At 65.2% G+C, this 15,902-nt stretch carries 12 protein-coding genes; 5 read left to right on the top strand and 7 right to left on the bottom strand.

The window, feature by feature from the left end:
• Positions 1 to 24: 24 nt before the first annotated feature.
• Genes ACYG9R_RS01415 through ACYG9R_RS01405 form a run of 3 tightly spaced genes read right to left on the bottom strand, consistent with a single transcriptional unit; the run spans position 25 to position 3,778 of the window.
• Positions 25 to 2,325 carry a xanthine dehydrogenase family protein molybdopterin-binding subunit gene (locus ACYG9R_RS01415; protein ID WP_023824454.1) on the bottom strand — a complete coding sequence of 767 codons (2,301 nt, stop codon included), beginning with the start codon at positions 2,323 to 2,325 and terminating at the stop codon, positions 25 to 27.
• Positions 2,322 to 3,305 carry an FAD binding domain-containing protein gene (locus tag ACYG9R_RS01410; RefSeq protein WP_023805585.1) on the bottom strand — a complete coding sequence of 328 codons (984 nt, stop codon included), beginning with the start codon at positions 3,303 to 3,305 and terminating at the stop codon, positions 2,322 to 2,324. Before ACYG9R_RS01410 ends, ACYG9R_RS01415 begins: the two co-directional genes overlap by 4 nt.
• Positions 3,302 to 3,778 (bottom strand): (2Fe-2S)-binding protein, encoded by a 477-nt coding sequence (locus ACYG9R_RS01405; protein ID WP_023742406.1) that lies wholly within the window; start codon positions 3,776 to 3,778, stop codon positions 3,302 to 3,304. Before ACYG9R_RS01405 ends, ACYG9R_RS01410 begins: the two co-directional genes overlap by 4 nt.
• Before the next feature lie 459 nt (positions 3,779 to 4,237).
• Here ACYG9R_RS01405 and ACYG9R_RS01400 point away from each other — a divergent pair, with 459 nt between their 5' ends.
• Complete coding sequence (locus tag ACYG9R_RS01400; protein WP_032886693.1) at positions 4,238 to 4,855, top strand: TetR/AcrR family transcriptional regulator; 618 nt, start codon at positions 4,238 to 4,240, stop codon at positions 4,853 to 4,855.
• A gap of 9 nt (positions 4,856 to 4,864) precedes the next feature.
• Here ACYG9R_RS01400 and ACYG9R_RS01395 read toward each other — a convergent pair whose 3' ends face one another.
• The gene (locus ACYG9R_RS01395) at positions 4,865 to 6,961 is read right to left on the bottom strand and encodes an alpha/beta fold hydrolase (protein WP_032886696.1); all 2,097 of its coding nucleotides are present in this window, start codon (positions 6,959 to 6,961) and stop codon (positions 4,865 to 4,867) included.
• Positions 6,962 to 7,095: 134 nt separating this feature from the next.
• Here ACYG9R_RS01395 and ACYG9R_RS01390 point away from each other — a divergent pair, with 134 nt between their 5' ends.
• Complete coding sequence (locus tag ACYG9R_RS01390; protein WP_023824456.1) at positions 7,096 to 7,458, top strand: hypothetical protein; 363 nt, start codon at positions 7,096 to 7,098, stop codon at positions 7,456 to 7,458.
• Positions 7,459 to 7,482: 24 nt separating this feature from the next.
• On the opposite strand, the gene ACYG9R_RS01385 is transcribed toward ACYG9R_RS01390, so the two are convergent.
• From ACYG9R_RS01385 to ACYG9R_RS01375, 3 genes are all read right to left on the bottom strand, one after another.
• Complete coding sequence (locus tag ACYG9R_RS01385; protein ID WP_023824457.1) at positions 7,483 to 7,788, bottom strand: hypothetical protein; 306 nt, start codon at positions 7,786 to 7,788, stop codon at positions 7,483 to 7,485.
• A 14-nt stretch (positions 7,789 to 7,802) separates the two neighbouring features.
• Entirely contained in the window at positions 7,803 to 10,352 is a 2,550-nt protein-coding gene (locus ACYG9R_RS01380; RefSeq protein ID WP_023824458.1) for a caspase family protein, read from the bottom strand.
• Positions 10,353 to 10,596: 244 nt separating this feature from the next.
• On the bottom strand, positions 10,597 to 11,832 hold the full coding sequence (locus ACYG9R_RS01375; protein WP_023824459.1) for an ROK family protein: 1,236 nt from the start codon (positions 11,830 to 11,832) through the stop codon (positions 10,597 to 10,599).
• Positions 11,833 to 11,998: 166 nt separating this feature from the next.
• On the opposite strand from ACYG9R_RS01375, the gene ACYG9R_RS01370 reads away from it, so the two are divergent.
• From ACYG9R_RS01370 to ACYG9R_RS01360, 3 genes are all read left to right on the top strand, one after another.
• Positions 11,999 to 12,655, top strand: coding sequence for an SGNH/GDSL hydrolase family protein (locus ACYG9R_RS01370; protein ID WP_023705133.1), 657 nt, complete (start codon positions 11,999 to 12,001; stop codon positions 12,653 to 12,655).
• Between the two features lie 158 nt (positions 12,656 to 12,813).
• Positions 12,814 to 13,959 carry a sugar ABC transporter substrate-binding protein gene (locus ACYG9R_RS01365; protein WP_032886623.1) on the top strand — a complete coding sequence of 382 codons (1,146 nt, stop codon included), beginning with the start codon at positions 12,814 to 12,816 and terminating at the stop codon, positions 13,957 to 13,959.
• Positions 13,960 to 14,030: 71 nt separating this feature from the next.
• On the top strand, positions 14,031 to 15,893 hold the full coding sequence (locus ACYG9R_RS01360; RefSeq protein WP_081726142.1) for an ATP-binding cassette domain-containing protein: 1,863 nt from the start codon (positions 14,031 to 14,033) through the stop codon (positions 15,891 to 15,893).
• Positions 15,894 to 15,902: the final 9 nt, after the last annotated feature.

The following is a 15,902-nucleotide window of genomic DNA, read 5'->3' as shown; positions in this document are numbered from 1 at the left end:
GGGGGAGATTACGCACGCCGCTTCCTAGATCAACTTCTCCAGCGTGATCGGGAGGTCGCGTATCCTTTTTCCAGTTGCGTGGAACACCGCGTTGGCGATCGCCGGCGCTACGCCGACGATGGCCAGTTCGCCGACACCCTTGCCGCCGAGCACCGAGGAGTGCAGGTCGGGAATGCCGACCGAGATGACCTCGATATCGGGGATGTCGGCATTGGTCGGCACCAGATAGTCGCCGAGATTGTTGTTGACGATGCGGCCATGCCTGCGGTCGACAATGCCTTCTTCAAGCAGCGCCTGGCCGATGCCCATGATGATGCCGCCCTTCCACTGGCTTTCGGCCAGCTTGGGGTTGTAGAGCCGGCCGGAATCCAGCGCCGATACCACGCGCGACACGCGCACCGTGCCGAAATCCTCGTCGACGCGCACCTCGATGAAATGCGCGCACCAGGAGTGGCGCGAATAGTCGCCCTCGGTGTGCGGCAGCGCCGCCGCGATGGTGGTGTAGTTCTTGTAGCGATCCTCGGCGGTCGAGTTCGCCGGCATGGTGTCGCCTGTGGCCTCGATGCGGTCGCGGCCGACGCTGGCCAGCAGGTCGGCGATCGAGACATCGGGACCATCGCCGCGCGGCGACCTGATGCGGCCATTGGCGACGACCAGCGTGTTGGCCTGCAGCGCGTGGAAGGGCGAGCGCGGATCGCTGATCGCCAGCCCGACAAGCTGGTCGAGCGCCGATGTCGCCGCCTTGTAGACCGCGCCCGTCATCACGCCGGCCAGCCGCGACCCGCCGGCTACGCCGGCGCGGGGATACCGGGAATCACCGAGCTTCACCACGACATGGTCGGCCGCCACGCCGACCGTTTCGGCCGCCGTCTGCGCCAGGATCGTGTAGGTGCCCTGGCCCATGTCGATCGAGGAGCTTTCGACCTCGACCGAGCCGTTGGCAAGGATACGAACGATGGCCTCGCCGTAAGCGCGCCGCACGGGATAGGTGCCGGCGGCGACGCCCCAGCCGATCAGCTGGTTGCCGTCGCGCATCGAACGCGGTTTGGGCGTGCGCTGGGCCCAGCCGAAGCGTTCGGCGCCAGCCGCGAAAGCCTCGCGCAACTGCCGCGTCGACCAAGCCTTTTTTGCGTGCGGATCCTGCTCGGCGTAATTCCTCAGCCGGATCTCCAGCGGATCGATGCCGACCTCATAGGCGAGCTCGTCAATGGCGCTTTCGATGCCGAAGGCGCTAGGGTTTTCGCCCGGCGCGCGCATGGCGCCGGGCACCACCGAATTCACCCGCACGACATTCTGCTTCGAGGAGAAGTTGGGCGTCGCATACATGATCGAGGTGACGACGCCCAACGGCTCGACCCACATTCCGTCTATGGATGTTTCGTTGACGCCGCGATGCACGATCGACTGGATCTTTCCGTCACGGTCGGCGCCGATCGTCACCGTCTGGCGGGTCGCGGCGCGGCCGCCATAGCCGGTAAAAGTCTGCGGCCGCGTCATCACCACCCTCGCGGGCCGTCCCAGCATTTTTGCTGCGGCAGCCGCCACCGCGCCATGGCCGAGCGCCAATGCCTTGGAGCCGAAGCCGCCACCGATATAGGGCGAGACCAGCCGTACATTTTCGAACGGCACGTCGAACCATTCGGCATAGGTGCGGGCCATGCCGTCGAGCCACTGGCTCGGTTCCCACACGGTCAGCCGATCGCCCTCCCAGCGCGCGATGAGGCCATGCGGCTCCATCGGCGCCTGGTATTCGCGCGGCGTGTTATAGGCGCCGCAGACGCGCACCGGGGCAGCGGCGAAAGCGGCCTGCGCATCGCCCCATTCCTTGGTCATGGCGGCGATCGGAATGCCGTCGCCGGCCTTGGCGTCGCTGAGGTCGACGATGGCCGGCGTCTGGTCATAGCTGACCTTGACCATCGCCGCTGCCGCGACGGCCTGCTCGAAAGTCTCCGCGATGACCGCGGCGACATGCTGGCCCGAAAAGGTGATGTCGCGCGCCAGCGGGCAGTAGGGTTTGTCCGGCGGCGGCGTGCCGAACCAGTCCGATGCAGTCTTCAGCGGCATGATGGTGTCCGGCGTCAGCACCTTGAACACACCAGGTGCCGCCTCGGCGGCTGACGTGTCGATCGAGCGCACCTTGCCTGACGCGATCGTGCTTTCGACCAGGACGCCGTAGGTTAGCCCGTCGAGCTGCTGCTCGACGGCGTATTTTGCCGCACCGGTAATCTTGGCCGGGCCGTCGACGCGCGACAGCCGCCCGCCAACCTGATCGGCAGTGCCGTCCGAAGCATCGCCGTGCCGTGTCCTGGGGTCGTGAATGGTCATGCCATGGCTCCCGTCTTGAGGATGGCGCGGGCGACGACGCGCGGCGCCAGTTCGATCTTGTAGTGGTTGGCGCCGTGGTCGATGGCCCCTTCCACGGCGAGCAAGCTGGCCGCCCGCACCCTGTCTTCGCTGAGCACCTTGCCCTTCAGCGCCGCTTCGACGGCGTGCGCCCGCCACGGCTTCGTCGCGACGCCGCCCAGCGCGACGCGCAGGTCGCGAATGGTGCGGCCATCGGCTTCGAAGTCGATGCCGACTGCGGCGCTTGCAGCGGCGAACTCATAGGACTGCCGGTCGCGAACCTTGAGATAGGTCGACCGCCGGGCGGCGGCTGAAGCCGGGATGCTGATGGCCGTGATCATCTCGCCCGGTTGGATGGCATGTTCCCTGTCGGGCGTGGCGCCGGGCAGGGGAAAGAAGTCGTCGACGGCAACCTGGCGTTCGCCAAGATGAACCACGGCGTCGAAGGCGACCAGCGCGGTGGCGAGATCGCCGGGATACATGGCGATGCAGGCGTCGCTGGTGCCGAGCACGGCATGGCCGCGGGTGACGCCACCGATCGCCGAGCAGCCGCTGCCGGGCGAGCGCTTGTTGCAGGCGGAAAAATTCGCGGGATCGCGGAAATAGGGGCAGCGCGTGCGCTGCATCAGATTGCCGCCGATGGTCGCCATGTTGCGCAGCTGCGCGGAAGCCGCCTGCCACAGCGCTTCGGAGACCGCGGGAAAGCGGCTCTTGATCTCGGCATTGTCGGCGACGAGGCTCATCTTGGCCAGCGCGCCGATCATGGCACTGTCAGCGTCGACCTTGATGGCGTCGAGCCCTTTGAGATGGGTGATGTCGACCAGGCTCTCGGGTTCGGCCACGCCGCATTTGGCGAGATCGACCAGCGTCGTGCCGCCGGCAAGCAGCATGGCGCCGGGCACGGCGGCTGCCTGGCGTGCGGCGTCGAGTGTATCGGCGCGAATGTACGAAAAATCCCTCATGACGCGACCTCCAGTGCCGCCTGGCGCACGGCGGCGACGATGTGCGGATAAGCGCCGCAGCGGCAGAGATTGCCTGCCATGTATTCGCGGATTTCGTCATCCGAGCCGGCATGGCCCTCGCGGATGCAGGCCACCGCCGACATGATCTGTCCGGGCGTGCAGTAACCGCACTGGAAAGCATCCTGGTCGAGGAAAGCAGCCTGAACCGCGTTGAGCGTGCCGTCGTCGCCGGCCAATCCTTCGATGGTGGTGATCTCGCGGCCTTCGGCTTGTGCTGCAAGCGTCAGGCAGGCCAGCACGCGCTGTCCCTCGACATGCACCGTGCAGGCGCCGCACTGGCCCTGGTCGCAACCCTTCTTGGTGCCGGTCAGGTCGAGGCGATCACGCAAGGCGTCAAGCAGCGTGACGCGCGGCTCGACCTGCAGTTCATGGTCGTGCCCGTTGATGGTGAGGTGGATGGTCTGGCTGGTCATGGGCGTCTGGCTCCAGTTGCTTGACGCTAGGGGATTGAAATGGCGTCCGAGTGGGAGAGGAAAAGGGAAGAGGCGACGGTGCGCCTAATCTCGCCCCTTGTGGGGGAGATGCCCAGCAGGGCAGAGGGGGGCGCGAAGGAATGCGACGTTCCCGATTTACATCCATCGAAATAGACCTTTTCCAAGCGGGTGTTGGTCAGGCCTCGATAGGCTGGCGGGACAGGGCCCCCCTCTGTCCTGCCGGACATCTCCCCCACGAGGGGGGAGATTGACAGCTCGGCCGCCCTGACTTTCCAGCGGGCAGGGGATGCTTCAGTCTTCACAATCTCAACACGTGACATACCGGCTCCCCTGATTATATGATGAGGCTGCTCCACTAAAACGGAGGCGCCTCCGTTTATTCAGTTGGGGGCTTACCCATTTGGGTTCAAGCCCCATATTTCGACAGTGGAGAAAAAATTGACCGAGCAGTCGCAAGCAATTGCCGACGAGAGGCGCGAAGCCGCAGCGCCAAGGCCGCTGCGCGCCGATGCGCAGCGCAACCGCGACCGGCTGGTCGAGGTTGCGGCAGCGGCCTTTGCCGAGCACGGCGTCGATGCCTCGCTGGAGGAGATCGCGCGCCAGGCGGGCGTCGGCATCGGCACGCTCTACCGGCATTTTCCAACCCGCGAGCATCTGGTCGAGGTGGTCTATCGGCGTGAAGTCGAGGCGCTCTGCGCGGCGGCCGATGATCTCGCCAGCCACCATTCGGCCGATGTGGCGCTGGAACAGTGGATGCAGCGCTTCGTCGACTACATCGCCACCAAGCGCGGCCTTGCGGCCAGCCTGCGCATCCTGTTCAACACCAATTCCGCCGTGTTCTCCGACATGTCGGGCCGGGTGTCGCTGGCCTTGCGGCAACTGGTCGAGGCGGCGGTGGCCGAAGGCTCGATCCGCAGCGACGTCGACGCCTCCGATGTGCTGCACGCACTCGGCGGCATCTACTCGGCCCCCGACACCAAGGACTGGCGCGACCGCTCGCGCCGGCTGGTCAAGCTGCTGATGGACGGGCTGCGGTTCGGGGCAGGGAAGAGGTGACCTAGCGGCTCAAGCCGAACCATCGACCGCATAGAACCGAAACGCGCCGGGCAGCCCGCTTGCCGCCATTTCGCCACGCTCCTCGAACCGCAGGCCGGAGCCGACCACGAGATCGCGCACCGTCCTTGATGCGATGATTTCGCCCGGCCGCGCATGGTCAAGCAGACGCGATGACAGTTCGATCGCCGCGCCTGAAAATTGATGGCCCCGCTGCTCGCACTCGCCGATATGCACCGCCGAGCGGACCTCGACACCGGATTGCCGCAAGCGATCGCGGATGGCGATCGCGCACTGGATCGACCGCGTTGGCCGCTGGAACACCGCGAGCACCTTGCCGTCCGATCGGCTGATCTCTCTGCCTTCGGCCGCGAGGAGTTCGCCACGGAGCGCTTCGGCGTGCCGCTCGGCCGGGTCGATGCCGAAAGGCGAACCCGTCATGTCGAGGGACAGCACCGACACAAGCAGCCGTTCGCCTGGGGCCGCCGGCAAGGCGCCGGTGACGAAAGCCTGGATCTCGTCGACGATCCGATCGGAATTCTCGCCCCAGATGACGTGGTCGCGGCCGGCGAACTCAATGTATCGGGCGCCCTCGATGTGCGTCGCCAGGTAACGTCCTTCTTCCCGCTTCACCCAGCCGTCGCCAGTCGTCTGCATGATCAGTGTCGGAACATGGACAGCAGGCAGAATGTCGCGAACATCGATTTCGGCTCCCCAGCGCCACAGGGCGATCGCGTCGGCGGGCGAGGCAGAATTCCTGAGATAGGCGGCGAACCATTCTGTCTCGAACGTGTCGCTCATCAGACTGGGCGCCGCGTTGCTCATATCCGCCGCCGCTCCCCATTCTTTCTCGACGATCGCCAGATCCTCTTCCACCTGCTCGCTTGTCTTCGCCCACGGATAGTCTTGTGACCACCTGCCGCGGGCGTAGGCCCCATTGAGCACGAGTGCCGCTGTGCGCTCGGGATAGGTCGCCGCGAACAGCATGCACATCGGGCCGCCCTCGGAGCTGCCGAAAAGCACCGTGCGCTTCGAGCCAACCGCATCCAGCACTGCCCGCACATCTTCCATCCGCTCTTCCAGGGTCGGCAGACCGACATTGCGGTCCGAGAGCCCGGTGCCGCGCTTGTCCATGCGGATTAGGCGCGAGAAAGTGCCGAGCCGCCGGTGCACATGCGAAAGCCGCGGCGAGCCCCAGGCGTGGTCGAGGTTGGAGACCCATCCCGGCACATGGATCAGGTCGACCGGACCGTCGCCGGTCACCTGATACGCGATGTTGATCCCGGCCGATTTGACATAGTGGGTCGGGGGGGGCGCGAGTTCGTGGCTGAAGCCGGTAGCGTCATCCGCATCAGTCGTGGGTGGCCGTGCCGGCGCCATTGTGCGGCGTGTGCGCAGCGTCTCGAACAATTGCCGCGTCTCCGGCTCCGGCTGCAGCTTGAGATCGCGTAGAAGCGCGGTGCGGCAGTGCTCATATTGCTTCAGCGCGAGATTGGTCCTGCCTTGCGCCGCATAGGCGCGCATCAGGGCACGGTGGACATCCTCCCTCAACGGGTCCATGGCCAGCAGGCGCGCCGCCGCGCGCACGCATGCGGCAGGATCGTTCGTCGCTGCATAATGCGCGACGAGCCTGTCGAGCGCCACGACGGCCAGTGCCCGCAGCCGCTCGCGTTCGATCCTCAGCCAGTCCTCGAATGGCTCCTCCTTCAGGCCGAAGCCGTCGAGCAGGTCGCCGCGGTAGACATTGAGCGCCAGTTCGAGGTCTTCGGGTGCCGGGCTGGCGACCAGCGCCTCGAACCGCGCGACGTCGAAATCAAGGCCGTCGAGATGCAGAGCGACGCTGTTGCCATCGGTGAGGAAGCGGCCGCCGCCGCACGTCTGCATGGCCTTCCTGACAGACGATACCGCTTGCCGCAGGCTCATTCGCGCCTGCGCCTCGCTGTTGATGCCCCAGAGCAGGGTCGCCAGCTTCTCGCGCGACTGCGAATGCCCCGACTGCAGCGCGAGATAGGCGACCATCGCACGCGCCTTGCGGCTGATGGCTGGAACCGTGGCCCCGACGCCGGCAAAGTCGAAACCACCCAGCAGGTGAAGATAAGGTCCGGTCATCGGATCCGCCACGGTCACAGCGCGACGACGATCCGCTCAAGCTCACTCCATTTCAACACTTATTCCGCCGCCGAGGCGCTTTTCACGATTCCATCACGCAGGTTCCCACGCGTTGCTCACGGCGCTTGAGGAGATTGTTCGCACTGGATCTCTTTTCGCAGGAGGATACCGTGCATCACCCTGGCCCGACCGAGTGGCCCATCTGGCATGACGACCCCGGGCGCGACCGGCAGGAGCTTGGCGCACCATCGCGTCACGATATTGCGCTGGCCCGCTATCTCGAAACACAACAGGCCCATCGGGCATTGGCGGCTCGCAGACTCGATCCGGCGGCGGTCGTGGCCTCTGCACTGGCAGCGTTCGTCCGCTGCCTTTTCCGTGCAGCGCTGCGCCGAATTGTCCGCTGGCCAACCGATGCCGCGACAGGGATGGACGATTTCGGCTTGACGTTGTCCAAGGCTCATGCGGATCTTAGCAAGAACCTTTGGGGCCGCTGAGTGCAGCGCCCTTGGTCGACGATCTCATCCCCAACCGCCGCCGCCGCCGCCAGCCCCACCGCCGCCTCCGCTGCCGCCGAGAGAAGGAATCACGGGCGGCTTTTGCGGGGTCTCTTCCGCCGGCTTGATCACTTTGCCGGTGGTCGCCTTGTTGTATCTGACCACCTTTGGCTGAGGTGCTACGCGAACCACCTTGCGGTGTTTCGCCGGCGGTGCCGGCTCAAACATCGGCGATACCGAGGTGCAGCCCATGAGCCCGGCCAGAACGCCGGATAGAATTATCCCGATGAATGCCTGCCCGAATGTCTGCTTGAATGCCTTGCCCACCATGGCCTCCTTATTGTTCAGAACAAATCCCGACGCGGATTGGCTTCTTCCCAGACCCCCCGGGCCGCATTGACCAGTTGCGTGTCCAGCGAACCGGACGGGGGGATCTTCGACTTGAGCTCTCGACGCAGGGCGTCCAAAGCTGCCGTTTTCGGCTTGGTGCCGAACTGCGCCAGGCCCTTTTTGGCGTCCGGCAGCTCCTTGCGCAGATCGAGCGCGACGGCGAATGCCAGGAAGCGCACCGCGACAGCCTGATCGGCCTTGTCGCCTTTCGCCATTTCGAGCGCCGCGCGATCATAGGCGCTCGACGGATCGCCGCGCGTGGTCGCCAGTTCGAACAGCCTTTGCGCTTCCGCCGGGTCCTGGCGCACACCGGCGCCATCCCTGTACATGCGGGCGAGGCTGCCGGGCGCGTAGGGCTGGCCAAGATCGGTGGCCTGCTGGAACAGCGCCTGCGCCGTCTTCGGATCCTTGTCGATGCCTTGGCCGGCGAGGTAATTGCGGCCGAGCAGGTTCATCGAATACATGTCCTGGCGCTGCACCCCCGCTTGCAGGAAGGCGACGGCGCGGGCCGGATCGGCAGGCACGCCGTTGCGGCCCTCGGTGAAGATGGCGGCAAGATCGTTCATGGCATAGGTGTGCCCCATGGCCGCCGCCTTGAGCAGCAGGTCGAGGCCCTTGGCCGTATCGCGGTTGACGCCATAGCCATTGAACAGCGCGCGTCCCCACGAGGTCATGCCGTAAGGATCGCCCTTGTCTGCGGCAGCCTTGTAGAGAGCGTTGGCCTGGGTGCGGTCGATGGCCGTTCCGGTTCCGGTTGCGTTGAGATAGCCGAGTTCGAAGACGGCGCGGACATGGCCTTTCTTGGCGGCCTCCTCGATGGCTGTCCTGGCCTCTCTAACCTGGCCTGCCGCAAGCAGCGCGCGGCCGAGCTCGTAGTGGAAGCGGGCGACGTCTGGATAGGTTTTCACCGCCGCCTCGCAGGCTGCCACCGCACCGGCGCCGATCTCGTTCGGCAGCAGGCCGGGCACCACGCCTTGCAGGTCGAGAGGCTCGCCGGCGGCGGTGTCGCAAGCCTCGACCGTCGGCGACAGTTTCATCGTCGCCGGCTTGGCGGAGCTGCTGTCGGCGCGGATTTCGAAGCCGACCTCGACCGGCGCGCCGGCGCCGATCTGCGGCTCGTAACGGAGATGGTCGACTTCACCGGCCAGAAGGCTGGATTGCGGCGACAAGGTTCGATCAGGCAATGACAGCGTTCCCGTTGCCGGATACCCCGAGACCTTCAGGCTGACCGCCGGATCGTCGGTGGGGAAATCCAGATTGAGCGCGACCGGGCCGACGCCGACGGGAATATCAAGCTTGCGGTTCTCGATTGCTTCGGCAGCGCCGGTGATGTGGATGCCGCGCTCCAGCACCTGCTGCTTCTGCTCGGCCTCGAGCGAAGCCATGATCTGCTGACCCGCCGCACCTTCGCCGCTCTTGACGCGGAACACCAATATGCCCTGGCTTCCGCCGCCCCAGTTGTCATGCGTGGCATAGGCAAGCATATCCACCTCGTCCTGCGTGGCGGCCCCTTTGGGGACATCCATTTGCAGGCGCGGCAGGTCCTTGCCGGCGATCGGTTCGCCCACCGCGACGTCTTTGCCGTCCAGCACCAGACGGCCCATTGCTGGCGGACGTTCGATGCTGACGCTGATAGCGCCGCCATCGACATCGACCGGCTCCGGCAGGCCGAGAGCGACAGGACCGACCCCCGACAGCACCACCTTCTCCAGCACTGGCGGCAGCGAAGGCCGGTTGTTGCGGCGCACCAGCACCACGTCATCGATCAGCGACGAATTTTCCCAGGGCACCTGCATCCCGTTGGTGGCCTGCACGACATCGCGGCGCACCGCTGACATGACCGTGCGGATCTCCTGGTTCGGCGCCAGCGCGCGCCGCGAAAACGCCGATGAAAACGGGCTCAGGTCGCCGCTGCCGTCATAGGCGACCGCACCTGGTTCGGTGGCGAAGGCAATCAGCGTGTTGAGCGAGCTTCGCACCTGCGCCAGCCCGGTATTGCCGGCGGTGACAAGCTGGTCGCGCAGCCAGTAATTGTTGCGCGGGAAGGGATTGTTGCGGCAGGCATCGAGGATGATCACCTGGATCTTCGACTTCGAGCGCAGCTGCTCCAGCACGTCGTTGAGCTTGATGGCCTGGACCTCGATATCGGCCGCCTTCTTCAACGAGGCGTCGACCGGTATCAGGAAATTCTCGCCGCCGATCTGAAAGCCGTGCCCGGAATAGTAGACGACGGCGAGATCGGCGCCGTCGGCGGCGGCCAGATAGTCCCGGAACTGGCCTTCGAACTGCTGCTTGGTGAGATTCTCGGCGACGAAAACCTCGAAGCCCGCCAGCCGGAACGTGGCTGATACGTCCTGGGCATCCTTGGCCGGGTTCTTCAGCGCCGGGATGTCGCGATAATCGGAATTGCCGATGACGAGCGCGACCCTTCGATCGGCGCAGGCCTCAAAGCTTGTGAGGCCGGCAAGGATGAAGGCCGCGATGAATCCGCAAAGTCGGAGCATGACAAAACTCCTGGTCGCGGCCTGACGCCGACGAGAACACCGCTTGCGGCATCAAGGTCCGTTGAGAGTATGCAACCTGCCACAGCATAAAGTGAAAGGCCCGTCACCGCCAGACCATGGCAGGCGATTTCTTTCGGCGTCGACCGACCGCAGAGTGCAAGTAGCACGCGCTTCACGAGCAGGTATGTGACAAGTCTCACAGTTCGCTGCTTTGGGGAAATGCCTGGTGCCGGCGGCTGCGCGCCTATTCCTTGAAGAGCAGTTCCTTGTCGTTCGAATATTTCACCAGCAACGGAATGCTGGCGCCGCCGATAACGGGGCCGAGATGGCCAAACGTCCCCTCGATGACGGAGAACGGCTCGGGGCGATCGACAAGGATCCGTGCCAGCTTTCTGCGCATGGCCTTGGCGATCTCCTTGCGCACGCCATTCGGTATGGCGCCGTCGATCACCACATTGTCGATGTCGAGCAAGGCAACGGCACTGCGGGCGGCATAGGCAAGCCCGTCCGAAACCTCATCGATCCACGCGGTGAGCGGCTCTCCAAGGTCGCCCCAGTCGTCGGGCGACGACCAGATGCGGCCGGCGTCCTCGCCCCCATTGTCCTGGACGTTGAGCTTGCCGGCCAGCGAATGCAGCGAAGCGACGCGCAGCAACGGCGTCATCTGGTCGCCCTTGCGCCCCGGCGCGGGCACCGGCATGTCGCCCAGCGCCCCGGCCAGCTTGTTGCGGCCGGGGAACAAGTGATGATCGAGCACCAGGCCGCCGCCGATGAAGTGCCCGACATAGGCGTAGAGAAAGTCGGCGCGGGATCCGCCGGCGCCAAACATCAGTTCGGCCGCGGCCGACACCGTGGCGTCGTTGTAGAGGAACACCGGCCAGTCGAACGCCCGGTCCAGTTCGGCGCGAATGTCGATTTCCTTCCAGGCATCCAGCCTGCTCGCCGGCACCGCGCCCTCTTCGCTCAGGTTCCACTGATGGAATGGCGAGGCGATGCCAAGACCCGCGATGCGGTCTTTCTCTATCGATTTGTGCTTGCGGCACATGCGCGCGATGGCGCCCCTGGCGAATTTCATCACCTCGACGGGCGTCGGATAGTCGAACAGCGTGCGTTCGAACGCGATCACGTCGCCGACGAAATTGACCAGCGCGACATCGGCGCTGCGATGGTCGACCTTGAGGCCGAAGGCGTACGCGGCTTTCGGGTTCAACGCATAGGGAACCGAGGGTTGCCCCAGCCGTCCGCGCAAAGGCTCCAGGCGCAGCAGCAGCTTGTTGTCGGCGGCGCGGTTGACGATGGTGGTGATGGTTTGCGCGGCCAGCCCGGTCAGCCGCGTCAAATCGGTCTTGGCCAGCTGGCCGTGCCGGCGGATCAGCGAGACGATCAGGCGTTCGTTGTAGACGCGGCTCTCGGCCTGCGTGGTTCCGCCGCTGCGGCCCTCGGCGATCTTTTCGAGACTGAAGAAGCTGGTGCCGGTCACGCTTTCCCCTGCGCAAGGAGGTTGGCCGCAAGGCGAGCCGATCAAAGCGCTGACGTAGCAATGCGGGAACGGCAAGGCAACACTTAAATCCACCCGATGGAAAAATGTAGTTGACGCCGGCCGGCCTGCTGTCGTTCAAAGTATGCAAGCCTGGAGGAGCAATGCCGTGACGCAGACCCGGACAATCATGTGCTTTGGCGATTCCAATACCTATGGCGCCATTCCCACCCTGGCCCGCGTCGGACGGCGCCGCTTCACGCCCGACCGGCGCTGGCCGGGCATCATGCGCCGCCAGCTCGGCAGCGGATGGGATGTGATCGAAGAAGGGCAGGGCGGGCGCACCACCGTGCACGACGATCCGATCGAAGGTCTCCACAAGAACGGGCTCAAATCGCTCCCGGTGTGCCTGGAAACGCATATGCCGCTCGACCTCGTCATCCTTATGCTCGGCACCAACGATCTCAAGCATAGGTTCTCGGTAACGCCGAACGATGTCGCTGATTCTATTGAGATCTTGGCCAGAATTGTGCTGCGCAGCGAAGCTGGCCCCGCAGGCGTGGCGCCCGCGGTCCTGATTGTTGCGCCGCCGCCGATGCTGGAGGTCGACTGGTTCGGCCAGATGTTCCTGGGCGGCGCTTCAAAGTCGATGCACTTTGCCGGCTTGTTCCGTGATGCCGCCCGGCGCGCCGGCGCCGCGTTCTTCAACGCCGGCGATGTCGTCGAGTCGAGCGCGGTAGACGGCATTCACCTCGACAGCGACGCGCATCGCGTGCTCGGCACGGAATTGGCCAAAGTCGTCCAGTCGCTGATCGGCAAGGCGTGATCGCGTGGGCGAGTCACCCGACTATCTCTGATTAATTAATTCCACTGGAAAAAGTTTTGACTTGCGAGCGGGAAGGTGGGTATCTGGGGAGACTGGGAAGAGTAGCGACCGCGAGGCTTGCGATGCGCGGCAACAATCAACGACAGGGAGGAAGTGAAATGCGATCTGACAGGAACATGATGCTGGCGACGCTGCTCGGCGTTGCCGGTGTGCTCGCGGGCGGTACCATTCTGGCAGGCGCGCAGGACGGCCCGGCCGGGCTCACCAAGCCGGCGGTATTTGCGCCGTTCGATCCGAAGGCGCCGGCCTGCAGCCCACCGCCCGGCCTGAACAAGGTGCTGGCCTTCGCGCAGGATAACGAGCGTGAATTCATGCAGGGCGTCGACCGCGGCCTGGCCGCCGCCGCCAAGGATCGCGGGCTGGGATATCGCCGCGCGCTTGCCAACAATGACGCCGCCAAGGGGGTCGAGCAGGTGCAATTGTTTCTCGCCTCCAAGATCGGCGGTCTGGTGGCGGCGCCTGTGGACCCGGCCTCCATGAGCCGCAGCCTGCAGGAGCTTATCTGGTCGGGCGCCTATGTCGGCACCATCGTGCCGCCGCCAGCCACGTCGCTGCTCAATGCGCCGCAATACGAGACCGGCAAGGTGCTGGCCGAAGCGGCCGCAGCCTACATAAAGGACAAGCTCGGCGGCAAGGCCAATGTCGTCATCCTGTCCCATGACAGCATGGAATTCCTGGCGCCGCGCTTTGCCGCCATGCGCGACATCTTCAAGGCCATGCCTGATGTCACCATCGTCGCCGACATCTCACCCAATCCCGTCAACAAGGAAGGCGGCTTTGCCACGATGAGCACCATTCTCCAGGCCCATCCCGACGTCGATGTCGTGCTCGGCGCCGACACGGTCGTGCTCGGCGCGCTGGCTGCCCTGGAAGCGGCGGGCAAGGCGCGGCCGGACCAGTTCCTTGGCGGCATCGACGGCGAACCGGAGGCAGTCGCCGCGATCAAGAAAGGCGGCGGTCCCTACAAGGCAAGCATCAGCCTGGCGTCGCCGGTCTTCGCTTATGCCATGGGCCAGCACGCGGCCGACTGGCTGGAGGGCAAGAGCATCCCGCAGGCGATGGATATCCTGCCCGTGGCGCTGACCAGCGACTACATGGCCCAGTACGAGGCCGATGTCGCCGACCCGGCCGCGGTCTACAAGGACCCGAAGCGCCGCGATATCTATCTCAGGATGTACGGCAACATCTGCTACGATACGCGCGACCAGTATGTGAATTTCCCCTGGTCATCCGAGGCAAAGTAGCGCCTGTTTTTCCCGCGCGATACGGGCGGTTCAGCCTGACCTGAAACCGCCCGCTTCAGTGAGAGGCAAGCATGAGCACAGACAGCCTTCGAACGGGGACGACACCGCTGCAAACGGGCCGGTTTTCATCCTTGCTGCCGGGCGTCAAGGCGCCGGGCGAAGCGTCTGGCCGCATCGGGCTGGCGCTGGTCGCGCTGGGCTTGATCATCGCCTTCTCGCTGTTGAACAAATCGTTCTTCAGCCTCGACAATTTCGTCGTCATCGGCGTCAACTCGACCTCGATCCTGATCGCCGTGCTCGGCACCTCCGCGCTGCTGATCGCCGGCTATGTCGACCTCTCCATCGGCAGCATGGTCGCCTTGATCGGCATCATCACTGCCAAGGTTGCGGTGGCGACGCAGAGCGCGCCGCTGGCAATCTGCGTCGGCCTGGGTCTCGGCCTTTTGCTCGGTCTGCTCAACGGTCTGCTGGTGCGCAGGCTGAGCATCTCGCCGTTGATCGTCACGCTGGCGATGCTGGCGCTCTATGGCGGCCTTGCCTTCGTCGTCTCCAGCACCGCGGTCTATGGTTTTCCCGAGGCTCTGCTCGAATTGGGGCGGGGCAAGATCTTCGGCATCCAGTACACCGTGATCATCGCCGCATCTGTCTTTGTCATCGGAGCCTTTATCTTGACCAGCACGGTCACCGGCTTGAGGCTCTACGCCATAGGCGGCGACCCGCGCGCAGCCGAACTCTGCGGCATTCCGGTGGGGCGCACGGTGGTTGGCCTCTACGCCGCCAATGGCTTGCTGATCGGCCTGGTCTCGGTTCTGATCGCCGGTCGTCTCGGCAGCATCACGCCGACCATCGGCGTTCGCTTCGAGCTCGACGTGCTCACCGCCGCGATCCTTGGCGGCGTCGCTTTTTCCGGCGGCTCCGGCCGGCCGCTCGGCATCGCCATCGGCGTTGCCACCATCGGCATCCTCAATGCAGGACTGATCTTCGTCGGCCTGCAATCATGGTGGCAATCCATTTCGGTGGGAAGCATGCTGTTGCTGGCGTTGGTGGCCGACCAGGCTGCGATCGGTTTTCGCGGCCGGCGCGCTCGGGCCGCCGCGACCAACTTCACGGTGGCGGACAATGGTGCCGTCGCCTCGGCCGGCCCTGCCGTGACGGAGGGCAATGGAGAGGCCCCGCAAGGTCCGGCATTCTCGATTGCCGGCGCCCGCAAATCCTACGGCGCGCTGACGGCATTGGAAGAGGCGAGTTTCACGGTCGGCAAAGGCGAGATCGTCTGTCTGCTCGGCGACAATGGCGCCGGCAAGTCGACGCTGGTGAAGATTATTTCGGGCGCCATCCAGCCCGATGCCGGCGCGATGACCCTCGAGGGCCAGCCGATTTCCTTCAGGAGCCCGCAGGATGCACGCGGCGCCGGCCTGGAGACCGTCTATCAGGATTTGGCGCTCTGCCCGAACCTCAGCGTCGCCCACAATATGATCCTCGGGCGTGAGGAAACGCGGCGTTGGCTCGGTGTCTTCCCGGTTCGCGACGACCGAAAGGCCGCCGAGCAGTGTCGTGCCCGGCTTGCCGCGCTGGGCGTCACGCTTCGCGACGAAAACGTTCTGGTGCGCTCGCTGTCGGGCGGCCAGCGGCAGTCCATCGCCATTGCCCGCGCGCTTGCCGATCACGTCAAGCTGATCTGCCTCGACGAGCCTACCGCCGCGCTCGGCGTCAAGCAGACCGCGCAGGTCGTCAAGCTGATCCGTTCGATCGCCGCCAGCGGCACCGGCGTCATCCTGGTCACGCACGACCTGTCGACGGTCAGGGCGCTGGCCGACAGGATCGTCGTGCTCAGCCTCGGCAGGGTGGCTTACGACGGCTCGGCCAAACAGCTGACCGCCGATCAGCTCTGGGGCCTGATGGCAAGCGGGACGCTGGCGCCGGCCGCTGGGTAGGAATGCCGA

The sequence above is a fragment of the Mesorhizobium sp. RSR565B genome, from assembly GCF_054719465.1.
This window is presented reverse-complemented; position numbering and strand designations above follow the sequence as displayed.